This window comes from Dyella choica (assembly GCF_003977665.1).
Taxonomy (GTDB): domain Bacteria; phylum Pseudomonadota; class Gammaproteobacteria; order Xanthomonadales; family Rhodanobacteraceae; genus Dyella_B; species Dyella_B choica.
The window spans coordinates 1-25,850 of sequence record NZ_RYYV01000016.1 but is presented as its reverse complement, the minus strand read 5'-3'; the positions used below and the strand labels follow the sequence as shown (position 1 = coordinate 25,850).

General features: G+C 60.4%; 25 protein-coding genes. 15 read left to right on the top strand and 10 right to left on the bottom strand.

Features of this window, described 5'->3' with window-relative positions:
- Positions 1-10: 10 nt before the first annotated feature.
- Together EKH80_RS17815 and EKH80_RS17810 are read right to left on the bottom strand one after the other, a co-directional pair.
- Positions 11-1,153, bottom strand: coding sequence for an efflux RND transporter periplasmic adaptor subunit (locus EKH80_RS17815; protein WP_158628875.1), 1,143 nt, complete (start codon positions 1,151-1,153; stop codon positions 11-13).
- Between the two features lie 13 nt (positions 1,154-1,166).
- Entirely contained in the window at positions 1,167-4,373 is a 3,207-nt protein-coding gene (locus EKH80_RS17810; RefSeq protein ID WP_126686140.1) for an efflux RND transporter permease subunit, read from the bottom strand.
- A gap of 318 nt (positions 4,374-4,691) precedes the next feature.
- Between EKH80_RS17810 and EKH80_RS17805 the strand changes: the two genes are divergently transcribed.
- Both EKH80_RS17805 and EKH80_RS17800 read left to right on the top strand, forming a co-directional pair.
- Complete coding sequence (locus EKH80_RS17805; RefSeq protein ID WP_126686139.1) at positions 4,692-5,372, top strand: heavy metal response regulator transcription factor; 681 nt, start codon at positions 4,692-4,694, stop codon at positions 5,370-5,372.
- Positions 5,372-6,766, top strand: a complete 1,395-nt coding sequence (locus EKH80_RS17800; RefSeq protein ID WP_230473790.1) for a heavy metal sensor histidine kinase — start codon at positions 5,372-5,374, stop codon at positions 6,764-6,766. Before EKH80_RS17805 ends, EKH80_RS17800 begins: the two co-directional genes overlap by 1 nt.
- 76 nt (positions 6,767-6,842) lie before the next feature.
- On the opposite strand, the gene EKH80_RS17795 is transcribed toward EKH80_RS17800, so the two are convergent.
- Positions 6,843-7,292 (bottom strand): cupin domain-containing protein, encoded by a 450-nt coding sequence (locus tag EKH80_RS17795; protein WP_230473788.1) that lies wholly within the window; start codon positions 7,290-7,292, stop codon positions 6,843-6,845.
- A 75-nt stretch (positions 7,293-7,367) separates the two neighbouring features.
- On the opposite strand from EKH80_RS17795, the gene EKH80_RS17790 reads away from it, so the two are divergent.
- Both EKH80_RS17790 and EKH80_RS17785 read left to right on the top strand, forming a co-directional pair.
- A complete protein-coding gene (locus EKH80_RS17790; protein ID WP_126686137.1) occupies positions 7,368-7,742 on the top strand; it encodes a VOC family protein in 375 nt (124 codons plus the stop codon).
- 487 nt (positions 7,743-8,229) lie between these two features.
- Complete coding sequence (locus EKH80_RS17785; RefSeq protein ID WP_126686136.1) at positions 8,230-9,627, top strand: FAD/NAD(P)-binding protein; 1,398 nt, start codon at positions 8,230-8,232, stop codon at positions 9,625-9,627.
- 77 nt (positions 9,628-9,704) lie between these two features.
- Here the strand turns inward: EKH80_RS17785 and EKH80_RS17780 are convergent, their stop codons facing one another.
- Complete coding sequence (locus EKH80_RS17780) at positions 9,705-10,619, bottom strand: LysR substrate-binding domain-containing protein (RefSeq protein ID WP_126686135.1); 915 nt, start codon at positions 10,617-10,619, stop codon at positions 9,705-9,707.
- A 106-nt stretch (positions 10,620-10,725) separates the two neighbouring features.
- Between EKH80_RS17780 and EKH80_RS17775 the strand changes: the two genes are divergently transcribed.
- A complete protein-coding gene (locus tag EKH80_RS17775) occupies positions 10,726-11,349 on the top strand; it encodes an isochorismatase family protein (RefSeq protein WP_126686134.1) in 624 nt (207 codons plus the stop codon).
- Between the two features lie 27 nt (positions 11,350-11,376).
- Here EKH80_RS17775 and EKH80_RS17770 read toward each other — a convergent pair whose 3' ends face one another.
- Positions 11,377-12,294, bottom strand: a complete 918-nt coding sequence (locus tag EKH80_RS17770; RefSeq protein ID WP_126686133.1) for a LysR family transcriptional regulator — start codon at positions 12,292-12,294, stop codon at positions 11,377-11,379.
- Positions 12,295-12,397: 103 nt separating this feature from the next.
- Here EKH80_RS17770 and EKH80_RS17765 point away from each other — a divergent pair, with 103 nt between their 5' ends.
- The 4 genes from EKH80_RS17765 to EKH80_RS17750 all read left to right on the top strand — a co-directional run bounded on the left by EKH80_RS17765 (position 12,398) and on the right by EKH80_RS17750 (position 16,994).
- Positions 12,398-13,147 carry an SDR family oxidoreductase gene (locus tag EKH80_RS17765; RefSeq protein WP_126686132.1) on the top strand — a complete coding sequence of 250 codons (750 nt, stop codon included), beginning with the start codon at positions 12,398-12,400 and terminating at the stop codon, positions 13,145-13,147.
- Between the two features lie 346 nt (positions 13,148-13,493).
- Positions 13,494-15,257, top strand: a complete 1,764-nt coding sequence (locus EKH80_RS17760) for an aspartyl protease family protein (protein ID WP_230473787.1) — start codon at positions 13,494-13,496, stop codon at positions 15,255-15,257.
- Positions 15,258-15,469: 212 nt separating this feature from the next.
- Positions 15,470-16,027 (top strand): carboxymuconolactone decarboxylase family protein, encoded by a 558-nt coding sequence (locus EKH80_RS17755; protein WP_126686131.1) that lies wholly within the window; start codon positions 15,470-15,472, stop codon positions 16,025-16,027.
- Between the two features lie 115 nt (positions 16,028-16,142).
- Positions 16,143-16,994 carry a helix-turn-helix domain-containing protein gene (locus EKH80_RS17750; RefSeq protein WP_126686130.1) on the top strand — a complete coding sequence of 284 codons (852 nt, stop codon included), beginning with the start codon at positions 16,143-16,145 and terminating at the stop codon, positions 16,992-16,994.
- Between the two features lie 10 nt (positions 16,995-17,004).
- Here EKH80_RS17750 and EKH80_RS17745 read toward each other — a convergent pair whose 3' ends face one another.
- Complete coding sequence (locus EKH80_RS17745) at positions 17,005-17,931, bottom strand: LysR family transcriptional regulator (protein WP_126686129.1); 927 nt, start codon at positions 17,929-17,931, stop codon at positions 17,005-17,007.
- A 144-nt stretch (positions 17,932-18,075) separates the two neighbouring features.
- Here EKH80_RS17745 and EKH80_RS17740 point away from each other — a divergent pair, with 144 nt between their 5' ends.
- Together EKH80_RS17740 and EKH80_RS17735 are read left to right on the top strand one after the other, a co-directional pair.
- Positions 18,076-18,654, top strand: a complete 579-nt coding sequence (locus EKH80_RS17740) for a YceI family protein (RefSeq protein ID WP_126686128.1) — start codon at positions 18,076-18,078, stop codon at positions 18,652-18,654.
- Positions 18,655-18,675: 21 nt separating this feature from the next.
- On the top strand, positions 18,676-19,281 hold the full coding sequence (locus tag EKH80_RS17735; protein WP_126686127.1) for an FMN-dependent NADH-azoreductase: 606 nt from the start codon (positions 18,676-18,678) through the stop codon (positions 19,279-19,281).
- Between the two features lie 139 nt (positions 19,282-19,420).
- On the opposite strand, the gene EKH80_RS17730 is transcribed toward EKH80_RS17735, so the two are convergent.
- The gene (locus tag EKH80_RS17730) at positions 19,421-19,927 is read right to left on the bottom strand and encodes a hypothetical protein (protein ID WP_126686126.1); all 507 of its coding nucleotides are present in this window, start codon (positions 19,925-19,927) and stop codon (positions 19,421-19,423) included.
- A 322-nt stretch (positions 19,928-20,249) separates the two neighbouring features.
- On the opposite strand from EKH80_RS17730, the gene EKH80_RS17725 reads away from it, so the two are divergent.
- Positions 20,250-20,681: a GNAT family N-acetyltransferase gene (locus EKH80_RS17725; protein WP_126686125.1), complete on the top strand. Its 432-nt coding sequence runs from the start codon at positions 20,250-20,252 to the stop codon at positions 20,679-20,681.
- A gap of 459 nt (positions 20,682-21,140) precedes the next feature.
- Here the strand turns inward: EKH80_RS17725 and EKH80_RS17720 are convergent, their stop codons facing one another.
- Genes EKH80_RS17720 through EKH80_RS17710 form a run of 3 tightly spaced genes read right to left on the bottom strand, consistent with a single transcriptional unit; the run spans position 21,141 to position 23,259 of the window.
- Positions 21,141-21,800 carry a hypothetical protein gene (locus EKH80_RS17720; protein ID WP_126686124.1) on the bottom strand — a complete coding sequence of 220 codons (660 nt, stop codon included), beginning with the start codon at positions 21,798-21,800 and terminating at the stop codon, positions 21,141-21,143.
- A gap of 53 nt (positions 21,801-21,853) precedes the next feature.
- Positions 21,854-22,570 (bottom strand): GNAT family N-acetyltransferase, encoded by a 717-nt coding sequence (locus tag EKH80_RS17715; protein WP_126686211.1) that lies wholly within the window; start codon positions 22,568-22,570, stop codon positions 21,854-21,856.
- Between the two features lie 59 nt (positions 22,571-22,629).
- Positions 22,630-23,259, bottom strand: a complete 630-nt coding sequence (locus EKH80_RS17710) for a TetR/AcrR family transcriptional regulator (protein WP_126686123.1) — start codon at positions 23,257-23,259, stop codon at positions 22,630-22,632.
- A 96-nt stretch (positions 23,260-23,355) separates the two neighbouring features.
- Between EKH80_RS17710 and EKH80_RS17705 the strand changes: the two genes are divergently transcribed.
- From EKH80_RS17705 to EKH80_RS17695, 3 genes are all read left to right on the top strand, one after another.
- Positions 23,356-24,024 carry a glutathione S-transferase family protein gene (locus EKH80_RS17705; protein WP_126686122.1) on the top strand — a complete coding sequence of 223 codons (669 nt, stop codon included), beginning with the start codon at positions 23,356-23,358 and terminating at the stop codon, positions 24,022-24,024.
- Between the two features lie 182 nt (positions 24,025-24,206).
- A complete protein-coding gene (locus tag EKH80_RS17700; protein ID WP_126686121.1) occupies positions 24,207-24,845 on the top strand; it encodes a hypothetical protein in 639 nt (212 codons plus the stop codon).
- A 250-nt stretch (positions 24,846-25,095) separates the two neighbouring features.
- Positions 25,096-25,659 (top strand): hypothetical protein, encoded by a 564-nt coding sequence (locus EKH80_RS17695; RefSeq protein ID WP_126686120.1) that lies wholly within the window; start codon positions 25,096-25,098, stop codon positions 25,657-25,659.
- Positions 25,660-25,850 lie beyond the last annotated feature (191 nt).

The window sequence follows — 25,850 nt, the reverse complement described above, 5'->3', positions numbered from 1 at the left end:
TCCCCACCGATCATGCCGAACCGGCCGGATGCTGGCTGATGCGCACGGCCTGCCCTGCACTGATGGCATCGCTAGGGTTGACCACCACCTGCTCGTTGCCCGCCAGGCCGTCACGGATTTCCACCCGCGTGCCGAAGTCGCGGCCCAACTGCACCGTTTTGAGGCGCACCACGCCGCCGGCATCGACCACTGCCACCTGCACGCCCTGCGGGCGGAACAACAAGGCATTGGCCGGCAGGGAAAGTCCCGGCTGCGAGCTGCTCAGCGTCAGGCTGACTTGAGCAAAAGCGCCGGGCAGCAGGGTCCCATCCGGGTTATCCATGTCCACTTCCACGCGCAGTGTGCGGCTGCGTGGGTCGATGGCGCCGGATGTGCGCGCCACCGTGCCGGAGAACGTACGGCCCTGATACTGCGATAACGTCAACTGTGCCGGCGTACCGGCTGCGATGTAAGGCGCATCGTCCTGCGGCACATTCACGAACACGCGCAGGCGATCGGTTTGCGCCAGTTCGAACAATGCCGCGGGCGGACCGCTGTTGCCGGCATCGATCAAGGCGCCGACGTCCACATTGCGCACAGTGATCACGCCGTCGAAAGGCGCACGTACGTTTTCGTAGGACTGCAGTTGCTCCAGCCGCTTCACATTGGCCTGCGCCGCAGCCAGCGTGGCCTGCTTCGCCTTCATCAGGCTGATGTTCTCTTCGGCCGACTGCCTGGATACCGCATTCTTCTTGAGCATGTCCGCCCAGCGGTCCGCCGTGACCTTGGCGATTTCGTAGTTGGCCGAAGCCATGGCTGCATCCGAACGCGCCTGCTCCAGCTGCGCATCCACCTCGGGCGCTTCGATCTGCGCCAGCAGCTGGCCGCTGTGCACGTGGGTGCCGATATCCGCCTGCCAGCTCTTCAGGTAGCCACTGGTGCGCGCATAGATGCTTGCTCGCTGATACGCCTGGATATCGCCGGGCAACATCAGCTTCTGTTGTTCAGGTGCCCGGATGGGAGTTATCACCGATACGCTGGGCTTGCCCAGGGCCGCGGTCTGTTGCTCGACCTGGTCGCGTGCGGCCAACCGCGGGAGGCCACCGATGGCGAGCGCCGTGCATACGGCCACCGCGATCAGCGTCGTACTCAACCTGGATTTCGAAAGATACATGGCTCGGCTCCCTTCAAACCGATGGATAAGGCAACGAGGCAGCAGGCTCATCGCCAGATGTGCCCTGGCGCGCACGCAACCACTGATGCACAGCTGCGAACACCGTCGGCACGAACACCAGCGTGGCCAGCGTGCCGAACATCAAGCCGCCGATCACCGCGCGGCCCAGCGGCGCGTTCTGCTCACCGCCGTCGCCGAGGCCCAGCGACATCGGCAGCATGCCGATCAGCATGGCCAGCGCCGTCATCAGCACTGGGCGGAAGCGCGTAGCGCCGGCCTCAAAGGCTGCCTCCAGCGGAGTGGCGCCGGCGGCCAGGCGTTCGCGCGCAAAACTCACTACCAGGATGCTGTTGGCCGTGGCGATGCCGACGCACATGATCGCGCCGGTCAAAGCCGGCACACTGACGGTGGTGTGCGTGATGAATAACATCCAGGTGATGCCGGCCAACGCGCCAGGCAGACCACTGATGATCACCAGCGGGTCCACCCACGACTGGAAATTCACCACCATCAGCGCGTACACCAGCAGCACCGCGAACAGCAGGCCCACCACCAAGCCCTGGAACGACGACTGCATGGTCTGCACCACGCCGCGCACGACGATGCTGGAACCGGCCGGCAATTGCGTTTGGGCCTGTTTGACCTGCTTCTGGACGTCGGCTGACACCGAGCCGAGGTCGCGGCCCTGCACGCCGGCAAAAAGGTCGAGCACCGGCTGTACGTTGTAATGCGACACCACCGCATCCTGTGACGTACGCGACAAGCTGCTGAGCGAACCCAGGATCGGCGGCAGGCCCTGCGGACTCGTGCCCGATGTGATGCTCAGCGGAATATTGCTCAGCGCTTGCAGCGAGTCGATGGTGTATTGAGGCGTTTCCGTCATCAGCGGATAGCTCACACCGTTCTTGGGGTTGAGCCAGAAATTGGGGGAGGTCTGCGAACTGCCGGACAGCGCAATCAGCAGATCCTGGGCGATCGTGCGCTGCTGAAAGCCTGCCTCCAGTGCCTTGACGCGATCGACGCTCACGTTGATCGAAGGCGCATCATCAGGTTGCTGGATACGCGGATCGACCAGGCCCGGTACCGTGCGCAACGAGCGCAACAGGCTTTCCGCCACCCTGCGGTTGCCGGCGCTGTCCTTGCCAACGATTTGCACATCGATCGGCGAAGGCAACCCGAAATCCAGCGTCTGGCTGATGATGTCCGCGGGCAGGAACGAGAATGTGATGCCGGGAAAATCCTGGTTGAGGCGATCACGCAGCAAGTTCACGTACTGCGAGGTGGGCTGGTGGCCAGCCTTCAGGCTGACCAGGATGTCCGCATCGGAGCTGCCCACCGGCAGCGAGGAGTCATACGTCAGATTGATGCCGCTGACCGGCAGACCGATGTTGTCCAGCACCGTGTCCAACTGAGCAGCCGGAATCAGGGTGCGGATGTGCTGCTCCACCTGATCCACCATGCGTGCGGTCTGCTCGATGCGCGTACCCGTTTGCGCGCGCAGGTGCAGCCGGATCTCGCCAGTGTCGGAGCTGGGAAAGAAATCGCGTCCCAACAGCGGCAGCAGCAGCAACGAGCCGCCACAGGCGAGCGCAAAAATCAGCGCAACGCGTTTCGGGTTTGCGATGGCAACGCGCACCGTCTGTTGGTACCTGCCGTGCAACGAATCGAAACCACGTTCGAAGCGTTGCTGAAATCGGCGCAAAGCCTGGAACCGCCCTGTCATGCCCTCCCCTCCATGCAGCTCGTGCTTGAGCATGTACATGGCCAGCGTGGGAATCAGCGTGCGCGAGAAGAAATACGAAGCCAGCATGGCGAACACCACTGCTTCGGCCAGCGGTACGAACAGATAGCGCGCCACGCCCGACAGCAGGAACATCGGCAGGAACACGATGCAGATGGAGAGCGTCGATACCAGCGTGGGCACGGCGATCTGTGCTGACGCATCGATGATCGCCTGCATCAGGCTCTTGCCCGACTCGCGGTGATGGCTGATGGCCTCGATCGCGACCGTGGCGTCATCCACCAGGATACCCACCGCCAGCGCCAGGCCACCCAGCGTCATGATGTTGATGGTCTGGCCGAGCGCCGACAGCACGATCAGCGAGCTGATCACCGACAGCGGGATGGTGATGGCAATGATCAGCGTGGAGCGCCAGCTGCCCAGGAACAGCAGGATCATCATGGCGGTGAGTCCAGCCGCGATCACGCCCTCGCGTACTACCCCCGCCACCGCGGAACTCACGAAGATCGACTGGTCGGAAATCGGCTTGACCTGGAGTGCCTTCGGCAAGCCGGCAGCAATCTTCGGTAGCAGGTTTTTCACGTTCTGGATGATGTCCAGGGTCGATGCATCGCCGCTCTTTTCCACCTGCAGCAGCGCCGAGCGCGTACCGTTCACGCGCACGATATTGGTTTGCGGTGCAAAGGCGTCGCGCACTGTGGCCACGTCACGCAAATAGGTCACGCCGCCGGGCGTGGCCTTCACCGGCATGTCGTTGAGCTCGGCCACCGTGGCCGGACTGCCGTTCATGTTGACGTTGTATTCGCGCGCGCCGATCTTCGCCGTGCCGCCAGGGAGGATCAGGTTCTGCGCGTTCACGGCGTTGACGACATCCAACGGCGACAAGCCGCGCGCCTGCATGGCCTGCGAGTTGATGTCCACCATCACCTGACGCACCTTGCCGCCGAACGGCAACGGCACGGCAGCACCCTGCACGGTAGCCAGCTGTGTTCGAATGAAGTTGTTGCCCAGGTCGTACAGTTCCTGCTCCGACAACGTTTTGCTGGACAGCGCCAGTTGCAGGATCGGCACGGTGGAGGCGTTGTAGGAGATCACCAGCGGCGGCAAGGTGCCGGGTGGCATCACGCGGAGGATCGATTGCGCACTGGAGACTGCTTCGGCGATTGCGCGGTTGATGTCCGCCCCCTGGTGAAAATACACCTTGATCACGGCGGTGCCGTTGACGGTCTGCGACTCGACGTGTTCGATGTTGTCCACGTCGGAAGTGAGCGCGCGCTCGAACGGAGTGGTGATCCGGTTGGCCATGTCATCGGCGGAAAAGCCGTTGTAGGTCCACACGATGCTCAACACCGGGATATTGATGTTGGGAAAGATGTCGGTCGGCGTACGCAGGATCATCAACGGCCCGATGATGAACAGCAGCAGGGCCAGCACGATAAAGGTGTAGGGTCGGCGCAATGCCAGGTGAACGATCCACATCGGGGACCTCTTGGCCGGCTCGTGGCCTGTGAACGGAGGATGGTCCAGAGGCTAGATCCCTAGCGCTTGCCGGGTGCTGACGAGCAGCTGACGATTCTGTAATCGCTAGGCCCGTTCCAAGTAGCTAAGATCGTCATCGGATGATGATGATGCGGACGAGTGCGCAACTGACTCCCTCCCCTACGTGTAGTAGGGGAGGGTCGGGGTGGGGTGAAGCAGCCTCGCGTTGAATTCAAACAACGCGGCAAGCTCAAGCAACCCCACCCCGGCCCTCCCCTGCAAGCAGGGGAGGGAGCCCTGAAACTGAGAGATTCCCCCATGCGCCTGCTTGTGGTCGAAGACGAAAAAAAGGCCGGCGAGTACCTGAAGAAAGGGCTCGAGGAATCCGGCTTTACCGTCGATATCGCCACCAATGGCGTCGATGGCCTGCATAACGCGCTAGAAGAAGACTACGCGCTGATCGTGCTGGACATCATGCTGCCGGGCATGGACGGCTGGGAGGTGTTGAAGCGCCTGCGCGCCAAGCGCGATACACCGGTGCTGTTCCTCACCGCCATGGACGAACTGGAGGAGCGGGTGCGTGGCCTGGAGCTCGGCGCCGATGATTACCTGGTGAAGCCGTTCGCCTTCGTGGAACTGCTGGCGCGCATCCGCACCCTGCTCCGCCGCGGCCCGCCCAGGGACGTGGAGCACATGCACATCGGTGACCTGGAAATCGACGCCATCCGGCGGCGCGTGCGACGCGCTGGCCAGCGCATCGATCTGACGCCGCGCGAATTCTCGCTGCTGCAGTTGCTGGCGCGCCGGCGCGGCGAAGTGCTGAGCCGCAGCCAGATCGCCTCCTACGTGTGGGACATGAACTTCGACAGCGACACCAACGTGGTGGAGGTGGCGATCCGGCGGCTGCGCGCGAAGATTGACGATGGCCATGAGGTAAAGCTGATCCACACCGTGCGCGGCATGGGGTACGTGCTCGATCTCGAACACGAGGGCGAGTGATGCGCCTTTCGCTCACCGCGCGGCTCAGCATCACCTTCGTGGTGATCACGGTGGCCTGCTTCAGCGTGGTGGGCCTGCTGTTGTTCAAGGCGGTATCGCGGCGCGTCTACATCCACGACCAGACCAACATCATGCTCGATGCGCGGCATCTGCGTCGCCTGGCGCAGGAACTGCAATCGCCGGCAGACGTCGTGGCCCACCAGGATCGGCTGATCGCGCTGATGCTGGGCGATCAGGCCAATGGCTTGCGAGTCATCGACCGCGGCGGCCGGGTGCTGATCGATCGCGTGCCCATGGGCTACGAGCTTCCTACCCAACCAGTCGTTCCGGCCGACCAGCGCATCGTCCCTGCAAGCATCCGGTCCTGGAAAGACCGCGATGGCAATGAAATCCGCGGTGTCGCCACGGCAGCCACCCTGCAAAACGGTGAATCGGTGACCATCGCCGTGGCGCGTTCGCTGGCCGATCGCACGGCCTTGCTCGCCAGGTACCGCAGTGACGTATCGCTGTCCTTGCTCACCGGCTTGCTGATCGCGGTGTTGCTGAGCTATCTGCTGGTGCGCCGCGCCCTGCGTCCGTTGCGATGCATGGCCGAAAGCGCCTCCGCCATTACCGCCCAGCGCCTGAGCAAGCGCATGCCGCTCAAGGACGCCCCCGCCGAATTGCTGGCGCTGGCCACGTCATTGAACGAAATGCTCGCCCGCCTTGAGCAAGGCTTTGCACGCGTGTGGCAGTTCACGGTAGACCTGGCACACGACCTGCGTACCCCCATCGGCAATTTGCGCGGCGCCAACGAAGTGGCCTTGAACCGCCAGCGCTCGCTGGCCGAATACGAAGCGCTGCTCGGCTCCAACATCGAGGAATGCGACCGTGTCAGCCGCACGATCGAAAGCGTGTTGTTCCTGGCACGCGCCGAAAGCCCGCAATTCGCGCTGCAGCGTATAGCGCTGGATACGGCACAGGAACTGCATCGCATCGCCGACTACTTTGAAGGACTGTCTTCCGAAGCCGGCGTCTCCATTTCGGTAGCGGCCTCCGCCAAGGTCTACGCCGATCGCGATCTGTTCCGCCGCGCGGTGAACAATTTGCTGTCCAATGCCCTGCGCTATACCCCACGGGGCGAAACCATCCATTTGCAGGCGGTGGAGTGCGAACAGGGCATAGAGGTCAGCGTGGACAATCCAGGCCCCGGCATCGATCCGGAGCACCTGGACAAGCTGTTCGACCGCTTCTATCGCGTGGATAGGTCGCGCAGCGATTCGGCCAGCTCCACCGGCTTGGGGCTATCCATCGTCAAAAGCATCATGGAACTGCATGGGGGTTCGGTGTCGGTTCGAAGCACGGCACAACTTACGTCTTTCACCCTCCATTTTCCCCAGTCGCCTTCCACCTAGGCTGGGATGCCAATCCCAGCTTTCCGGCGGCTACCCCAGGCTGGGATGGTCATCCCAGCCTACGTGCTGGCGTGATTCAAAGATCCACGTAAGCCTCATCCTTGCCGGCGATGTAGAGCCTCACGCCTTTGCGCGGATAATCGCAGACATCGTGTTCCAGTCGCTGCCCCACGACAAAGAACACCAAGGGCTCACTACCCGTATTGGTGAGCACATGCGCCGGCCCGCCTCGCGCAAAGCCGAGAAAATCTCCCGCCCCCACGCTGCACACCTGATCCCCGATCGTGGCCTCTCCCCGCCCCGAAAGGATGTACACGCACTCCTCTTCGTAGTGATGCCGGTGATACTCCGACGATTCATGACCCGGCATGAGCGTGATGACGAGAGCACCCAGTTGCGTCATCCCTACCCGATCGCCCAGAGGTTTCTTGTGCCGAATGGCATTGGAATTGAGGTCATGCACGGATACCGTGGCGCTCATGGCCGCGATGTCGGCGGCCGTCAATAGCTCGCGTGGCTGGTTCAAGCTGGCATACCTCGTTTTCCCAGGGTCCTGCCAATGGTACTAGTATCCCGTGAACCATCCTTCCCGGAGCCGTCGATGACCCTGGCGTTGTCCCGCATCATTTTTTACGTGCATGACGTAAACCTGCTGAAGGCGTTCTATGTCAGGCACTTCGATCTCAGCATCGTCGAGGAAATCGAGCCCGAATGGGCGGTCATGCAGGCCGGAGCGATCGAGATCGCGCTGCACCGGGTGGGCCGGGCGTATCGCGGCGGGCAAGCGCCTTATACCGCTCTTTCCAACACGAAGCTGGTATTCACCCTGGCATTCGGTCTGGCCGAACGGCGTGAGCAAATGATTTCCGCAGGCATTGCCATGCGTGATCTCAAACGCTATGACGGGTTCCCTTATCTTCTGTGCGACGGAGAAGACCCGGAGGGTAACGTCTTCCAGCTCATGCAGCACGATTGACGGCACGCGCCACTCCCGCGCGACTGTTCGTCCGCGACAGGATCGTCGACGTGCAGCGGATGTATGGATCCTGTGTGCATAACGAAGTGAGATTTCGTCCCGGTGTTCTAGCGCATCTTTAACGCTCCCTGTGGTTCGCTTGTAGCCGAGTACGCCAGCACCAGGGGTTACCGATGTACGACGCACTCATGACCTCGATTGACGCATGCAGCAGACAGGTTCTCGCAACGATCGATGCATGCCTTGATGGGCATGCGCAGCTTGACGTGAGCGGAGCGGACTACGCGCACCGCGGCCGCAACTTGTCCAGGAGCTGCCAGGCGATTCCGTTGCACCTACACGGTGGCGAGCTAAACCAATGCCGTCGTTTTCAACATGACCTGGGGCGGTGGTTCTCTGAACCGCATAAAATCGAGCTCGAAGTATCCGCCACGTAACTTCCCGGTCATCCGGCGTCATTCCCCTTCCCCGCAAGAGATCTCTTGGCATGTCAGACATTGCAATCATCGGCGGCGGCGCCGCCGGCGCGGCCTTGTTCGGCGCACTGATTTCCCGTGATACGCCCGATTGCGTGCATTGGCTGACCGGGGGTGCGCTGCCCGTGGGCCGGGGCGTCGCCTACGGCACACCGCACGATCACCACTTGTTGAACGTGCGCGCCGCCGGCATGGGCCTTTATCTCGATCCGCACGAGGATTTTGTCGGATACAGCGCCCGGCACCGTCCAGGGACCATGCCCACCGACTTCCTTCCGCGCCGCCTGTTCGGCGAATACATCCAATCGCAACTGGACCAGCGCATACGCAGCGCGGACCAACAGGGTCGACGTTTCGCGATCCTTCCTTCCATGGCCGCAAGCATCAAGCACACTCACAACGGTTACCAAATCGCGCTCGACAACGGCGACACCGTGACGGCCAAGCAGGTCGTACTGGCGCTGGGTGCATTGTCACCCCGTCCGTTACGCACCATTTCGAAGCGCGCGCTCGCCAGCGGCGCCTATGTGCTCGATCCATGGAGCCTCGCCTTGCGCCCGGTCCATCCGCGCCGGCTGATTGTGATCGGCACCGGACTGACAGCGATCGACACGTTGATATCGGCTTCCATCCGCTGGCCGGATATCGAACTCGTCGCCGTCTCCCGCCACGGCTTGCTGCCGTTCGTGCATCCGGTGCTTCCGGTCGATCCGTTCCCCCTGCAGGCCGAACTCAACGCCCGTCTGCTGGCATGCGACGGCCCTGCGGCCGTCCTCGGCGAGATCCGGCGAACGTTTCGTGAGCACCAGGACATGGACTGGCGCAGCGTGATCGATGGCATGCGCCCGATCAACACCAGGCTCTGGCAGGCTTTCACGCCACGTCAGCGCAAGCAGTTTCTTCGCCATGTGCGATGGGTATGGGAATCATCGCGTCACCGCCTTGCGCCCCAGTCGGCCGAAATCATCCAGCAGTTGCGCGATGAAGGGCGATTACAGATCTATGCCGCCCGCGTACTCGACGTGGATGGCGAAGGCCCGCTCGACGTTACCGTTCGTTCCCGCGCCAACCAGATCGTGACCACGCTGCAGTCGGATCTTGTCGTGCAGGCAACCGGCCTGGATACCGCGGTCGCTTTCGCCGAACACCCCATGCTGTCGGTGCTCTTGCACGAGGGTCTCGCTGTCCCCGATCCCTTGCAGCTTGGCGTACTTGCCCAGTCCGATGGACGGCTGATCAACGCTGCCGGCGAAATACAGCACGGGCTCTACGCCATCGGGTCGCTGCTGCGCGGCAATCTGTGGGAATGCACGGCCATGCCGGAGATTCGCAGCACGGCCGATACTTTGGCAACACGGTTGACGCTACCGCGTATGGCAAAGGAAGCATCATTCACCCTGTCGGCTTAGGGCTGGGCGTAGGCTGGGATGACAATCCCAGCATCGCGCGTGCTGCTGCATGGCAATGCTGGGTTTTGCAACCCAGCCTACGCTCCGTCAACCGCTGCAGGCAACTCGGCCGCAAGGTGATCAAGGAAGGCATTCACCGAGGGCAAGCGGCCATGCCGATAGGGCATCAAGGCCGTCAAGGTGGAATCTCCCGCGATCCATGCCGGCAATACTCGGCGCAGCGCACCTGATTTCACTTCCGCGCGACAGGTATAGCCCGGCAACGCGACGATACCCAGGCCGCTCATGGCCGCCCGCTTCAAGGCCGAGATGTCATCGCTGAGCAGGCGTGGCGTCAAGTCGACGCTTACCACCTCCCTTTTTCTGCTTGCATGGCGTAGCCGCCATGCCGGCGCGACGTTATTGCGTAGCATGAAAAGCGAAGGATGCTTGCGCAGATCCTCCGGCGTTTCCAGCGCCTGCCGCGTGTCGAGATAGGCCGCGCCTGCAAACAGAAACCACGGCACCGGCGCCAGCGTGCGTTGAATCAGGGTCGAGTCCAGCAGCGGTTCGGAGTGGCCACGAATCGCGACATCGAAATGTTCGCTGATCATGTCGACATATTGATCGGTCGCGTGAGCCACCACGTTCACCTTCGGGTAGCGCTGCAGGAAAGTCGCTACAAGTTCATCCAGGGCGAATTGCATCGTCACCAAGCCCGCGGTGAATCGCACTGTTCCGCTCGGTTCGACCAGCCGCTGCCGGATGGAATCCTCGGCCCGCTCCGCTTCGCGCAGCATGGCCATCGCGTGGGCGAAAAACTCGCTGCCCGCGTCCGTCATGCCGAAATGGCGCGAGGTGCGATTGAGCAAGCGCACGCCAAGCTCGGACTCCAGCTTCTGGATGCGATGGCTGAGCGTGGACTTCGGAATCTGCAGCATGCGGCTGGCCGCGGTGAAGCCGCCCCGATCCACCACCTGCACGAACAGGAAGAAGTCATTCAGGTCCAGCACCAGGCACTCCATCGTCCAATGGATGGGACGCTAAGTCCCATATTCACCCACTTCTTGGCCCATCGTCCACTGCCTACGATGCCAAGGCACGTCCAAGGAGACTGTCATGTCCGATGCAAAAACCACCTACAGCCCGCTGACATCCGAAAACGCCGCCCTGGTTCTGGTCGATCATCAGGTCGGCCTGATGACTGGAGTGCGTGACTATTCCACGGGAGAGCTCAAGCACAACGTCGTCGCCCTCGCCAAAGCCGCCAAGGCACTGATGCTGCCGATCGTCGTCACCACCACGGCGCGTGACAGCATGTGGGGTCCCACCTTTCCGGAACTGGTGGAAGCCCTTCCCGGCGTTGCGATCATCGATCGCTCATCCGTGAATGCTTTCGACGACCCCACCGTAGCCAAGGCCATCCTGGACACCGGCCGCAACAAACTGATCTTCGCCGGCATCTCGCTGGAAGTCTGTGCTGCCTTTCCGGCCATGACCGCCCTGAGCAAAGGACTGGATGCCTATGTTGCCGTCGATGCATCCGGTACGTTTTCCGAAACCAAACGCCAGGTCGGCTTGATGCGCATGCAGCAAGCAGGCGTGATCCTTTCCGACTACGCGACCCTTATGGTCGAAATTTTGAAAGACAACGCACGGCCGGAAGCGCTCGAAGTCTATGCGGCGATGGATATGGGCTGGGCCAAGCTGGTGGGGCAGGTAGCGCAGGCTTATGGCAAGTAATCAGGAGCGGGCCCCCGATCTCCTGCATCAAACCACCACGTCGACGCCCTGCACCAAACGCTGAGCCAGACGTGGCTGACGCAGCTGCGACAGCCACCAATCCATGGCGCGGCCCGTATGATCGCTGCGCCACGCTACGTAAAGAACATTAGGCTCGCGGGCGTCGGCCACCCGCTTCTCCACCAAATCACCTTGCTTGAGCAACGCCTGTACGCGTCGACGGGGCAACCAGCCGATGCCGAGGCCATCGCGTTGCAAAAGGATCTTGGCGCGCATGCTGGGGGCGGCCAATGTCTGCTGACCCGACAACCAGCCGTAGCCACGGCGCTCGGTGGTGCGTGACGAGTCGGCCACCACCACGGCGCGGTAAGGCAGCAATTGCTCCTGCTGCAACGGCTCGCGGACTTTTGCCAGAGGATGACGTGGCGACACCGCAAACACCCATTCCATCACACCCAGTTCGAACCATCGCAATTTGGGAATGGCGGGTGGTTCGTTGGTCGCGCCGATCACCAGATCCGCGCGCCCGTCACGCAAGGCCTCCCAGGTTCCGTTCAGCACTTCATGCGTAATACGCAAGACCACACCCGACTGCAGGACATCGAAGGCGCGAATCACCGGCACCAGCGTTTCGAACTCCATAATTTCATCGATCACGATCCACAGCCGGTCTTCCCAGCCGCCCGCCACCTGCTTCACGCGACGGGTGAGCCGCGAGACATCCAACGCCAATCGCTGTGCTTCCTGGGCCAACAGCTGACCGGCAGGCGTCAGTTGCAGCCGGTAGCGCCGCCGGTCGAACAACAGCGCGTCGAAGCGCGCCTCCAGCTGACGGGCGGCGTGCGAAACGGTTGACGGTGCCTTGCCCAGTACGGCAGCCGCACGGGTAAGGCTTCCGGTGTCACCAATAGCCTGAATCAAGGCCAATTCGTCGTCGGACAACATGTTCGATACCTTCGAACGAGTGCGTCGAAGGCATGGTACGGCAAATCGGGGGTGGGCGCGCAGGATACGTCCATCCCAACCAACTCCCTCAAGGAGACACAGCATGAATCGCTTCAACGACAAAACCGTACTCGTTACCGGCGGCAACAGCGGCATCGGCCTGGCAGCGGCCAAGGCCTATGCCGCGGAAGGCGCCCGTATTGTCATCACCGGGCGTGATACTGCGACGCTGGAAAAGGCCAGTGCCGAAATCGGCAAGCATGTCATCGCGCTGCGTAGCGATGCCGCTTCCCTGCCGGAGGCCAGGCAGCTGGGCGAAGCACTGAAGCAGCAAGGCATTCGTCTCGATGCGGTGTTCATCAATGCCGGCATCGCCAAGTTCGCCCCGTTTGCCGAGGTGGATGAAGCCCTGTGGGACCAGACTTTCGACATCAACGCGAAGGGTGCGTATTTCCAGATCCAGTCGCTGTTGCCGGTGCTCAATCGGGGCGCGGCCATCGTGATCAACGGCTCGATCAATGCGCACATCGGCATGCCGGGGTCGAGCATTTACGCGGCGAGCAAGGCGGCGGTGATTTCGCTGGCCAAGACCTTGTCGGCCGAACTGTTGCCGCAAGGCATCCGCGTGAACGTGGTAAGCCCTGGCCCGATCACCACGCCGCTGCACGGCAAGCTGGGGTTCGACGCCGCCTCGCTCGATGACACCGTCAAACAGATCCAGGCGCAGGTACCGCTCGGCCGCTTTGGCACGGCTGAAGAACTTGCCACCACGGTACTGCATCTGACCGCGCCGGAGTCGGCCTTCATCGTCGGCACTGAAGTGATCGTCGACGGCGGCATGAGCCAGCTTTGACCCAAGCCGCGACCGGCCCGATTCGGGCCGGTCGCGCACGCGGTGCTCACGCTTCTCGCCTGAGCGAAGGGGAGCGATCCCAAAAAGCTCATCAAGTGCAATGGCGACAGCACCGTAAGCGTGTAGGGATTTGTCGGCCATCTAACGAGAAGGCACAGCCAATATTCCTACAAAACGGGGCGCCATCCTCGTTCTTGCTCGCTTCCAGCACTGGCTCCTAATATGAGTAGAACGATGCCGCCGAGGGGCTCTGCGGGAAACGCCGGTCAGGCATGCAGCGCCCCTAAAAGTCGGCACTCAACCGCCAGACCTGCTTCGGCGGCCACGTCACGCATGGAGTGACTGGATGATGAGAATGTTGCTCTGTTGCGGCATGGGCACGGGCGTTTTGCTGGCGAGCCCCGCCTGGGCAGCAAGCTGTCACCTGGGAAAATACGGCACCTTGCCGGTGGACATGGAAGGTGGAAAAGCCACGACCATGGTCAAGATCAACGGCAACGATACGCGCCTTGCCCTCGACACGGGGGCCTTCTTCAACATCATGCCTAAGTCCACTGCGCTGTCACTGGGACTCAAGCTGCGGAACTTGCCATTCGGTTTTCGCATCAGCGGTGTCGGGGGCACTGCCGATGCCCAGTTCACCGACGTCAAGGAATTGGGCGTGCTCGACACGACGCTGCGCAAAATTGATTTCATTGTCGGCGGCACGGACATCGGCTATGGGCTGCTTGGCGCCAACTTGCTCGATATGGCAGACCTTGAGATGGACTTGGCCCACGGCAAATTGACCCTGTTCGAATCGGACCACTGCAAGAAGGCGTCGCTGGCGTATTGGTCCGGAGATGGCATCTACAACGTTGCCGATATCGAGCGGGCCGACTACCCGATGGATCGGCGCACTTTTCTTCACGTATCGATAAATGGCAAGCAGGTGCGGGCGCTGCTCGATTCGGGGGCCTCGGCCACTGTTCTAACCCGTAGTGCTGCCGAACGAATCGGCATCGATCTCAAGGCGCCGGATGTCCAGGCTGGCAGTCACAGCTTCGGCCTGGGCGGCAAGATGGTGAAGACATGGATCGTCCCTGTCGACACGTTCTCGGTCGGCACAGAAACCATCCAGCACAGCCAGATGCAGGTCATTGACGGAACCATGGGGGACCGCAGTACGGACATGCTGCTCGGCGTGGATTTCATCCTCGCCCATCACATGTTCATTGCCAACAGCCAGAGGAAGGCCTATTTCACCTACAACGGCGGACGCGTGTTTGCACTCGCTGCAGCGCCAAGCGACAGCGACAACTCCGGCACTGGCACTGTCGCGGGCGATACGCCCAAGACTGCAAACGATTACGCCCTGCGTGGCGACGCGCACCTGTCTCGCGGTGAACCGAAGGCTGCCGTAGCCGATCTGGATGAAGCCATCCGTATGGCGCCCGGGCAAGCGGCTTACTATGCGGCCCGTGCAAGAGCGCGCACGACGGACAACCAGCCCGACGCGGCACTCGCCGACCTGGACAAATCCCTGAGCCTGGAACCGAAAAACCTTGATGCGCTGCTGCTGCGCGCCGAACTTCGCTTGAAGCGCAAGGACCGCACGGATGCCGCAACCGACGTAACGGCGGCACGAGCCCTGGCACCTGCCGGATCCATCCAGGAGCGATTGATTGCCGGTTTGTATGTCGAGCTCGACCAACCCGCCATGGCACTGCCCATGCTCGACGATTGGATCCATCTGCATGGCAATGACGCCTTGCTCGGCACCGCGCTCAATGAGCGCTGCTGGGCGCGTGCGCTGAGCAATCAGATACTCGACGATGCACTGAAAGATTGCCGCAAAGCCATCAAGCGCGATGGCGAAAATCCGGACTATCTGGACAGTCTTGGCCTGGTGCAGCTGCGGCTCGGGCATTATCCCGAATCGATCAAGGCCTACGAGCAGGCTCTCATGCATGAACCTCATTCCGCCTGGTCGCGCTACGGTCTGGGCCTGGCGAAAATTCGCAATGGCCAGATGGACGCCGGCCATGCCGATCTGGCCGCCGCGCACGCGCTTGATCCGGAGATCGAAGCACGCGCCAGCAAATATGGCTTGACCGCAGCGGGACCGTAGGGCGCGCCCAAAATGTTGGGGCCGCACCGTGTGCGTGCCTGGCTAACGTAGGCTGGGATGGCAATCCCAGCTTCCGCGCGGCATCCCGATGCTGGGATTGCCGTCCCAGCCTACGCGCTTATTACCTTTCAGGTAATTGGCGCGCTGAACACATACAAATAAGGTTCCTCCACCGCCATCGATGTCGATGGGTCTATTCAGCGAGGACAACCATGCCTGCTTTCCCTATCCATACGGTCGAATCCGCACCGCCACGGTCCAAACCACCGCTTGAAGCGCTGCGGGGCGCATTTGGCGTCATCCCGAATATCGCCGGCGCCATGGCGACGTCTCCCGTCCTAATCGACAGTCTGGTCGGACTTTTTGGCAAGATTCATAGCGGCAGCTTCTCCGAAGCACAGATTCAAATCGTCCTGCTTACCAACGCCGTGACCAATGCTTGCTCCTGGGCTGTGGCGTTCCACTCCTTCCTGGCCATGAAGGAAGGCGTTGACGTGGCGGATGTCGACGCCATTCGCGAACGCCGGCTTCCCCGCGAAGCGAAGAACGCCGCCCTTTCCACACTTGCACGGACGCTCATCGAGAGACGCGGGCATCTTGGCGATCAGGACGCATCGGCATTCCTGCAAGCCGGTTTCGATGAGCATCATCTGCTGGAAGTGGTCGCGATAGTTGCCGCATCCACCATCACCAACTACACAGGTAATATCACCCATCCTCCCCTGGAGGAGACACTCCAGGCATCTCGCTGGCACACCCGGAAAGATTGATCGTTCATCCGGTTGTCACCGGGAGATGGCCCGGCGAACGTACAGGGCAAGGCCACATGGCACGCTCAAGCGGTTATCGTGAACATCACCAGCTGGACGTGCTTTGGAGGTTTACATGGGCAACCTTCGTACGGATCGGATGCATGCATCCAATGATTTGGGCCTGTTGTTGCGCCATTGGCGAGAGCTGCGGGGCACCAGCCAAATGGGTTTGGCACTTGACGCGGGCATTTCACAGCGGCATCTAAGCTTTATCGAAAGCGGCCGCAGTGTGCCGAGTCGCCATGCGTTGACGAGCATCGTCCAGTCGCTGGACGTGCCATTGCGCGAACGAAATGCAGTCTTCCTGGCTGCCGGCTATGCCCCGGCCTACTCGGAAGCCGCCTGGGATGCCAAGGAGATGCAGGGAATCAAGCGCGCGCTTGATCGCATGCTTCGCCAGCACGATCCCTTCCCGGCCATTGTCATGGATCGCTATTGGAATGTACTGACCACTAACGCATCCTCACCGCGCTTTTTCGGATCGTTTATCGACATGGAAGCACGCACGGGGCCACGAAACATGCTGCATCTCTTCTTTGATCCCGAGGGCGTTCGACCGTTCCTCGTGAATTGGAAAACGGTAGCCAGAAGCCTCATTCATCGCGTGAATCGGGAACTGGTCGGAGGCGTTCTGGACGAACGAAGCCGCACACTACTGGATGAACTGTTTGCCTATCCAGGGGTTGATCCATCATGGCGACTGCGAGGCTCTGTCGATTCCGCATCGAATCTGCCGATGATCCCCATGGATTTTACAAAGCATGGCAAAACGCTCAGGTACTTTTCGATGGTGACCAGCGTAGGAGCACCTCAAAGCGTCGCTGCCCAGGAACTCCGTATCGAATCAATGTTTCCCGCGGATGAGGAAACAGAAGCGCTGCATGAGGAATGCATGTTTGCCCTTGATCCACCCTCGGCAAGATGAAGCATTCAAGCTATTCTCGACCGGCGTGGCTCTGTGACGAGCCCGGCACCGTTTGGCTCATTTTCTCCATAAGAAAATCAGCAAACACCGCCACCGCAGGCGGCACTGGTGGACGGCTCGTGTAGACGAGCTGCAGGCCCAGTTCAGTGCTTGCGCGCCGATAGCTCGGCAGCACACGCACGAGTTGCCCCTTCGCGACGAGGGGTTCAGTCATCAACTGAGGTAACAGCGCAATACCCAGCCCGGCCGTGCAAGCTTGCACCAGCACGCGCATGTCGTTGACCGCGAAGCGGCTGTTGATAGATACCTCCTGGCTACCGCGTGGCCCCTGCAGGCGCCACGTGCTACGCCCTTGGCGATTGGAAATCGTCAGGCAATCGTGTTCAGCCAGTTCGCGCAGTGTGCGTGGCGCAGGACGCCGTGCCAGATAGGTCGGACTTGCTGCGAGGATCAGTGCGTTCGGCGCCAGCCGGCGTACCTTGAAGCTGCTACCGGTCTCGATGCCCATGCGCAAGGCCAGATCGATGCGCTCGGCGATCAGGTCGGTGGGCGTGTCGTCGAGCAGGAAGTTGATGCTGATGTGCGGATAGCGCCGGTAAAACTCGACCAGCCATTCCATGCGAAAGAATTCGAACAGCCCGGCCATCGCGGTGACGCGAACCGAGCCCGACGGTGTCTGCGCGTCGGCATGCAGCCGTTCGATCTCGAAGATCTGGTCCAGCGCCGGCGCATAACGCTCGAACAGCGCCTGCCCTTCCGCACTCGGCGCGAGTTTGCGTGTCGAGCGATGCAGCAGGCGTGTGCCGAGCTGCCCTTCGAGCTGGTCGATGCGCCGGCTCAGCGTATTGGCCGGCATGCGCAGGCGCCGCGCCGCCTCGGAGAAGCTGCCGGCGCGGACCACCTGGACGAACATCGCCAGGTCATTCAGGTCGAGCACGCGATTTCTCCAAAAATGGATTAATCCAATCCGTTTTTACCATCTTATGTGAGACGGCTTCAATCCCCACACTTGCGCCATCACCCGGCAGGCAGACGATTCCAAGCCGCCCGCCCGGCAACTCAACGCTACAAGGAGAGGGATATGAACAAGCATCTGATGATCGCAGCGGGCGCACTGGCCGCCTCGCTATCGCTTTCGGCCTACGCGGACGGGTCGACCTACCAGTTTGATCCGACCCACACCTACCCCAGCTTCGAGGCCGACCACTTCGGTGGCCTGTCGGTCTGGCGCGGCAAGTTCGACACGTCGCAAGGCACGGTAAGGCTCGACCGGGCGGCAAAGACCGGCACGGTGGAAGTGACGACCGCCATTGCATCGGTCCACACCGGCAACGCGAAGCTCGATCAGGCGCTGCAGTCGGCGCAGTTCTTCGACATATCAAAGTTCCCGCAAGCCACCTACCAAGGCACGATCAAGTTCGAGGGCGACAAGCCGGTTTCGGTCGTCGGCAATCTGACCCTGCACGGCGTGACCAAGCCGCTGACACTGACGATCAACTCGTTCAAGTGCGTGCCGCATCCGATGCTCAAGCGCGAAGTCTGCGGTGTCGACGCGTTCGGCGAATTCGATCGCGGTGATTTCGGCGTCGGCTACGGCAAGGCTTACGGCTTCAGCATGAAGACCAGGCTGCTCATTTCGGCCGAAGCGCTCAAGCAGTAAATCCCTTCGGAGATGAATTCCATGAAACTGCTACACATCGATTCCAGCATCCTCGGGCAAGGTTCCGTCAGCCGCGATTTGTCCGCGGATGTCGTCGAGGCCTTCCGGGGACGCCATCGCGACCTTGCGATCACTCGCCTGGACCTTGCCGCCACACCGATCGGCCACCTGACGGCAGCCCACCTCGCTGCCGCCCAGGGCGCTCCGGTCGACGAGGCCTTGCAGTCCGACCTTGCCAGGGGCCAGGCCGCGCTGGAGGAATTCCTGGCAGCCGACATCGTGGTGCTCGGCGCACCGATGTACAACCTGGGCATTCCTTCTCAACTGAAGGCCTGGATCGACCGCATTTCCGTCGCCGGAAAGACGTTCCGCTACGGCGAGCACGGTCCGGTCGGCCTGTGCGGCGGCAAGAAGCTGGTTATCGCCTCGTCACGCGGCGGCATTTATAGCGCGGGTTCGCCCGCCGCGTTCTTCGATCATCAGGAAACCTATCTGAAGGCGGCCTTCGGCTTCCTGGGCATCACGGACATCACCTTCATTCGCGCCGAAGGCGTGGCGATGGGTTCGGATGCTCGCAATGGGGCCATCGCCTCGGCGAAGAAGGAGAGCGCCGCACTCGCTGCGTAAACGGGCACCGCCATGTCCGTGCTACGCGTGCCCTCTTGAACAAAACCAAAGAGCCCCTGCATGCCCTACTCCATCCATCCCAACAAACGCTGGCTGGCGTTGATCATGCAGTGCCTTTTCTGGGGTGACCCCAATTGCATCAATTGCGTGCGTCCACTGTCCCCTGTTCGGCCAGTGAGCCAATCAGCTCGACTTTTGCACGTCTGGCATAGTCCGTGATGATAGAGAGTTCCTGTTGACTCAGATCACAGCTGTCAAAGAACCACGCTATGCTCGGAGTGAGGTAGACCAGGCAGGTTGTTCCGACAAAACGCATACGCTTGACTCCAGACCATGCGATGCGAGTTTCTATTTCGCCGCCCTTACAGGCGGCACCTTCCTCGTCGAACGAAAATGTGGGAAGACCAAGCTTGCGTGACAAACTCATAATCTTCCACGCTTGCAAGACCAAGAGCAAAGGAACCATTGCAACGGCCCACGCAAGCCCTCCAAGGATTGCCAGCCATAGCGGCGCCAAGGTATTAAAGGCGAGCGCCATAACCGCAGCCAACCCAGTCAGGAAAAGGTAGCTCCACTTCGTTCGCAACCACAATTTGATGACAACCATAAAGCTGTTGAAGAACGTTCGCTTCGCCTTGAAAGTCACTACGCCAATCATCCTTACCCTCTGGATCTCTTAAATTCATGCTTAAAGCAACAAACCCGACACGAGAAGCTGGCTCGCTGCTCCCATGGCCTAAAGCCTATTGTGAGTGCTTATTTTCGAAAGCGCGCAACCGCCCAGCCATCGCAGTTCATGGGATCCCCTAAAAAGTGGGCATTGGGAAGCGAGCATGCCAATAACCAGAATCCTAGCCGAGGCTACCAGACATCGATCATAGATAGGACACAAGACGATTCATTGCGATGTCACGGCGAGCTTGCCGGGGATCGCCAAGTCACTATCACCGCCCCAAGGCAATCCGATCATGACGATCATGGTACGCCCCGCCACAACCGAAGACCTGCCAACATTACGCGAGCTGTTCCTACAATCGCGCCGGGAGATCTTCAACTGGCAACCGCCCGAAGCATTCCGGCTGGAGGACTTTGATGCACAGACACAAGGCGAATTGTTGATCGTCGCAGCCAAAGGTGAGCGGCTTGCCGGCTTTATCTCGGTGTGGGAGCCGGATCATTTTATTCACCATCTTTACGTGGATCGGCTGCACTTCCGGCGCGGCATCGGACGCGCGCTGCTGCATGCACTACCCGGTTGGCCAACAACGCGCTATGGGCTCAAATGCCTTCGCCAGAACGAATCAGCACTCGCGTTCTATCAGGCGTGCTGCTTCACGGAGGTCGGCATGGGCACAGCGGATGATGGCGAGTATCTGCTACTCCAGTCTGGCCACCTGTAGGGGCATCCACTATTTGAACGCGTGTCGGTGAAGGCCAACAACCGTCCGGGGAAAATCGCACAGCTCAATCCGTGCCGGAAGCAGGCTCCTCCCCCTGCTTGCAGGGGGAGGTTGGGAGGGGGTGAAGCAACCTCGCGGTGAAATCGAACGCGGCCGCAAGCTCAAGCAACCCCACCCCAACCCTCCCCTGTGCAAACAGGGGAGGGAGCCGTTTCCGGTTAGCTCGTCCGTCCCGCTTTGAGCTCATTTTTCTGAGCCGCTTGCTACCTGGATGCACGCGAAAGCATCGAACATCAAGCGTTTGCCACGGCGTCTGCGAATTTTCCCCGGACAGCAGTGAGCCTTCAACAGGATGACGACTCGCTTTGAAACGGCATCAACATAACGCTGATTTTTGCGAGGATGGTTTCCAAAAAAAGTGGGGATGCCTCAGCCCCAGTACTTTTTTTCGATTTGCATTTACTCGACCCTCATTCTTGGCCGCTTATACGCTATCCGCACCACCGAACCCTCCGAGAAATACACAACGAATTCAGCGCCCGCCGGCTTGATGGAGCCCACTTCGAACGACCAAATATCGTAACTTCCAAGTGCCCCATATTCGTTGTTGTCAGGCTTATCTATCACGAACCATGATCCATTATCGCTACTAACAATCTCATGCACTGAAAGTGCATGATCGCCGCTGAGCATCTTTCTCATGTTGACGACAAAATCTTCAGATGAATCGCCCACAGAAATGGAAGAAGGAGGACTTGAGTCACCCAGAACGCTTCGGCGGGATACCTTGCAGTGCGCAATCGTGTAAACCACCTTCAAGCCATGCCCATCATCCAGCTCCATAGCCCGACCATTGCCTGGAGCGACGAGCGCACCTAGATTCAAATAGCTATAGTCAGGAGCTGCATTCAGGATGGGACGAATCGCATGAACGTGATTGCGTTGCGCAATCTCCAAAACCTGTTGCTTGCTCATGCCAATATCGAAATTCCACACCGCACCCTTCGTAATGTCTTTCGACTCAACAAACATTCCATTGGTGCAACCGACACCTCCAACCAGGATGGCCGCAAAAATTACTGATCTGCGAAGTAGCCGAATTAATGCAAAGGTGTTCAAGCATTATTCCCCACAACCTTGTGAAAGCGGCATCCGGGGGCTCGCCGAAGCCGTCATGGCTCAGGACCGCTCTGAGCGGCAATCCAATTAGCCAGGGTCAGGCGCTGGACGCCGCCAGCATCGAAATTTTCTGGCGCCAGCCATCGTTCGAATCCCGTTCGAATGGCTGGCCAGTCACGGTCGATCATCGCGTACCAGGCGGTGTCGCGTGAGCGGCCCTTATACACCACGGCCTGCCTGAAGATGCCCTCGTATTGGAAGCCATAGCGCAGCGCGGCAGAGCGCGATGGCGCATTCAAGTGATCGCACTTCCATTCACACCTGCGGTAGCCAAGGTCGTCAAAGACGTGACGCAAGAGCAAGAACATTGCTTCGGTCGCTGCAGAGGTCCGCCTCATCAGGGGTGAATAAGCCACATGACCTATTTCGATGACGCCGTTGCCGCGATCGATGCGCATCAGGGCGAGCATGCCCACCGGTTCATGCGCGGCCAGATCGATGATGGTGTAGTGGAGAGGATCGCGGCTAGCGGCGGCCTTGGTCAGGTGACTACGGAAGCTCGCCGCATCGGGGAACGGACCGGCATTCATATAGGTCCAATCCCGCCCGTCGGGTGCTGCACTGTATGCCCTATACAGACCTTCCGCGTGGCGATCAATGTCGACGGGCTCGACGCGGCAAAATTGACCGCTCAGCGGCGTATGGGGTGGTTCCGGGCGCGCAGTCCAGTGCGGCAAGGGTGGGCCGATGGGCTGCTGAAAGGGATTCATCGTCACTTCTTCACGATCTACACGGCTATTCACGCGCCCATGTCTCCTGGAAAAAACGTCTATTTGCCGGTCAAGCCTTCGATCAACAGCGCAGTGACGCGTTGCGATGCACGTTCGACGAATAGAGCATCATCGGAGCCTGTAACGCGCCTTCCGCAGATCAGCAGCGCCAAGCCGTGCACCAAAGACCAGGCCGCCAAGGCAAGCTCTGCAGGATCGCCCGCACGGAACTTGCCCTTCTCCTGGCCCGACGTAATGATTTCGGTAAGCGCTGCGTATAACGCGTCACTCGCCTCAACAAGGCCAGGATAGCGTTTCCAGTCCGCAATCGCCGCGCCGAACATCAACTGCAAAAGATGCGGCTGCGCGACGCCGAAATGCACGTAGGCGCTGCCGGCGGCTTGCAGTTTCCGGGTAACCCCTCCTGGGATGGAGGCCATGGCATCCCGCATCGATGCGTTCAGTTCGCGAAACCCAGCTTCGGCCAGGTCTGCCATCACGGCCTCCTTGTCGGCGTAATGCCGATAGGCCGCGGTGTGGCTGACGCCCGCGATCTGCGCGATTTCACGCAAGCTGACAGTGTCAACGCCACGTTCCGCGATCAAACTGGAGGCGGCTGAGCGCAACGCGCTCTTCAGATCGCCGTGATGGTATGCCGGGCGTTTGCCGGGCCTGGTAGAACGATTCACTTGCTCACTTCACCCATGTTGACAGCGGAAACATTGTCACCCTAGCATCACCATGTTTCCACTGGCAACAACAACCGTTTCCCTACGGATATAGCCATGCTGACCGTCCACCATCTCAACCAATCCCGCTCGCAACGTATTCTTTGGATGCTTGAAGAGCTGGGCGTCGACTACGACATCGTGCGCTACCAGCGCAACCCGAAAACGCTGCTCGCGCCCCCGGAACTACGTGCCATTCACCCGCTGGGCAAAGCCCCGGTGGTAACGGACGGCCCACATACCCTGGCCGAATCCGGCGCGATTCTCGAATACCTGGTGGAGCGCTATGGCGAGGGCCGATTTGTGCCTCCGCAGGGTTCGCCCGAACATTTGCGTTATCGCTATTGGATGCACTACGCCGAAGGATCGGCGATGCCCCCGCTGTTGCTCAAACTGATCACAGGAAGAATCGCCAGTGCCCCGGTTCCCTTCTTTATGAAACCCATCACCTGCAAGATTGCCAACTCACTACAGACCGGCTTCGTCGACCCTCAGCTCGCTCTGCACTTCGGCTACATCGCTGAAGAACTCAAGCACAGCGGCTGGTTTGCCGGCAATGAGTTCACCGCCGCCGATGTTCAAATGAGTTATCCGATCGAATCCGGCGTGGCGCGGGCGGGTGCGGGGGCGCATCCGTCGATACGTGCATTTCTGGAGCGCATACAAGCTCGCCCTGCCTACCAGCGCGCCGTGGCCCGAGGCGGCGACAGCACCCCATTGAGCTGAGCATCGCAGAACAACGAATCATGTCCAAACGCAAGCTAGCATGTGCGCGCTACTTGGCCGGCGGGCTGCTGTCGTTGACAGGGCTCTTGGCCTCTGTCCCGGCACATGCTGATCTTACCGATGAAATTCAGGTCTACGACGACAGCATCAATCATCGGGGAAGGTTGGGATTGGAGCTGCACTTGAACAGCACGCTCGATGGTCGATCGACGCCCGACTATCCTGGTGAGATTCCACCCCATCGTGGCTTTCGCACTACGATGGAGTGGTCATATGGCATCACCGATACGCTGGAAGCGGGGCTTTACCTGCCGTTTCTGCACGATGCCGCAGGCACCAACTATTTTGCCGGCCCACGCTTTCGGCTCAAATGGGTGCCCCTGCGACCGGCCGAAGGCGGTTCAGGACCCTTTTTTGGCTTGAATATGGAACTGTCCGCGGTGAACCAACGATTGGAGCAAGGCCGCCCCGCCGTTGAGCTGCGGCCCATCGTCGGCTATCGCAGCCCGTTGTGGCTGGTTGCTTTCAATCCCGTTGTCGACGCTACCTTTCGTCCGCGCTATGGCAGCAGCCATGCGGATTTCGCACCGGCGCTGAAAATAGCCAGAACCGTGTGGAACGGCACTGCGCTGGGCGTCGAGTACTACAACAATTTCGGCCGCATTGGCCATTTCGATCCGGCGCGCAAGCAAAGCCAGTTGCTGTTCGCGGCCGTAGACGTAAGCCAAGGACCTATTCCGTTCAATTTTGGTATCGGCCGAGGATTGAACGGTAGCAGTGACAAGTGGACGGTCAAGGCCATTCTGGAAGTGCCGATCTGAATCGGCATGGCGCTGGGCGGATTGATTTTTCACCTTCGGCTCCAACACCGTGTTGAAAACTCAAGGATGCGAGCCATCCCATCGCTCTGCCCGACATCACGCCCTATCGAAAATGCGGACCAGTTCCTTATCAGCGAAAGTGACCCTGGCCCAATTTCCGCGTTCGGGTGGCAAGCCGGTACTTTTGGCCGTCCGCGGTAATAAAGTAAGCTAGCAGCGTACGCTTCGCCAAGATGCAAGGAGCAGGACCGTGAATCGTTTTCGCCGTTATCTGGTTGTAGCCGTTGCAGCCTTAGCCTGGAGTTCGACAAGCCAGGCGACCGAAGTATTCGGCATCACGCTCCATGCGCCGTTGACCATGCCCGAATGCCTCAAGCGGCAAGATGCGTATCTTTCCGACGATCATGAGCAGTGCTTCAAGTTGACCAACCCTGCGGCATCGGACGACACGCTACCGAAAGAGGGGCAAGTCATCGTCAACATACCCGTAGAGGATCGCCCCAACTACATGAGCGGCGCGGATGTCGTGGTGGGCCTGAAAGACGGGCTAGTGGTAAGTGCTTCAGTGAAAACGCATGGCACCATGCGCGACGGCTACGATGTCCGTTGGCTGCAGGAAGCTTTCGGTAAGCCCCAAGCCAATCCTGTGATACAGAACATCCCAGAAAATCATTTCACTTCCGCGCAGGCCGCTTGGTCTTTACCAGACGGTGCCACGGTCTATTACAACAGCGGAGAGTGGGGACCCTACTATGGTTTGGTGCGCGTGCAGCTGCCTTCGGCGAGCCCGCATCAGATGGGCGTGTGGGATTAAGGAAAGTAAGGCTCCAAAATTCCTGATAAGAAGGATTTGAGCAGTCCGTTCGAAATGGGCCGCCCCCTGTGGTATCCCCACGTTTTTTAGCCTGTATCGTAAGCTCCCCCAGGTCCTGGACATGCGGGAAGTAGAACTTTCTGGCATCTTTTCCGCCAGGAGGTGTCATGAAGAAATCCAAATTCAGCGAG

Excerpts from the sequence above, each read along its gene's own strand:
- EKH80_RS17815 (WP_158628875.1), bottom strand. The coding sequence starts at position 1,153 with ATGTATCTTTCGAAATCCAGGTTGAGTACGACGCTGATCGCGGTGGCC.
- EKH80_RS17810 (WP_126686140.1), bottom strand. The coding sequence starts at position 4,373 with ATGTGGATCGTTCACCTGGCATTGCGCCGACCCTACACCTTTATCGTG.
- EKH80_RS17805 (WP_126686139.1), top strand. The coding sequence starts at position 4,692 with ATGCGCCTGCTTGTGGTCGAAGACGAAAAAAAGGCCGGCGAGTACCTG.
- EKH80_RS17800 (WP_230473790.1), top strand. The coding sequence starts at position 5,372 with ATGCGCCTTTCGCTCACCGCGCGGCTCAGCATCACCTTCGTGGTGATC.
- EKH80_RS17790 (WP_126686137.1), top strand. The coding sequence starts at position 7,368 with ATGACCCTGGCGTTGTCCCGCATCATTTTTTACGTGCATGACGTAAAC.
- EKH80_RS17785 (WP_126686136.1), top strand. The coding sequence starts at position 8,230 with ATGTCAGACATTGCAATCATCGGCGGCGGCGCCGCCGGCGCGGCCTTG.
- EKH80_RS17775 (WP_126686134.1), top strand. The coding sequence starts at position 10,726 with ATGTCCGATGCAAAAACCACCTACAGCCCGCTGACATCCGAAAACGCC.
- EKH80_RS17770 (WP_126686133.1), bottom strand. The coding sequence starts at position 12,294 with ATGTTGTCCGACGACGAATTGGCCTTGATTCAGGCTATTGGTGACACC.
- EKH80_RS17765 (WP_126686132.1), top strand. The coding sequence starts at position 12,398 with ATGAATCGCTTCAACGACAAAACCGTACTCGTTACCGGCGGCAACAGC.
- EKH80_RS17760 (WP_230473787.1), top strand. The coding sequence starts at position 13,494 with ATGATGAGAATGTTGCTCTGTTGCGGCATGGGCACGGGCGTTTTGCTG.
- EKH80_RS17755 (WP_126686131.1), top strand. The coding sequence starts at position 15,470 with ATGCCTGCTTTCCCTATCCATACGGTCGAATCCGCACCGCCACGGTCC.
- EKH80_RS17750 (WP_126686130.1), top strand. The coding sequence starts at position 16,143 with ATGGGCAACCTTCGTACGGATCGGATGCATGCATCCAATGATTTGGGC.
- EKH80_RS17740 (WP_126686128.1), top strand. The coding sequence starts at position 18,076 with ATGAACAAGCATCTGATGATCGCAGCGGGCGCACTGGCCGCCTCGCTA.
- EKH80_RS17735 (WP_126686127.1), top strand. The coding sequence starts at position 18,676 with ATGAAACTGCTACACATCGATTCCAGCATCCTCGGGCAAGGTTCCGTC.
- EKH80_RS17725 (WP_126686125.1), top strand. The coding sequence starts at position 20,250 with ATGACGATCATGGTACGCCCCGCCACAACCGAAGACCTGCCAACATTA.
- EKH80_RS17715 (WP_126686211.1), bottom strand. The coding sequence starts at position 22,570 with ATGAATCCCTTTCAGCAGCCCATCGGCCCACCCTTGCCGCACTGGACT.
- EKH80_RS17705 (WP_126686122.1), top strand. The coding sequence starts at position 23,356 with ATGCTGACCGTCCACCATCTCAACCAATCCCGCTCGCAACGTATTCTT.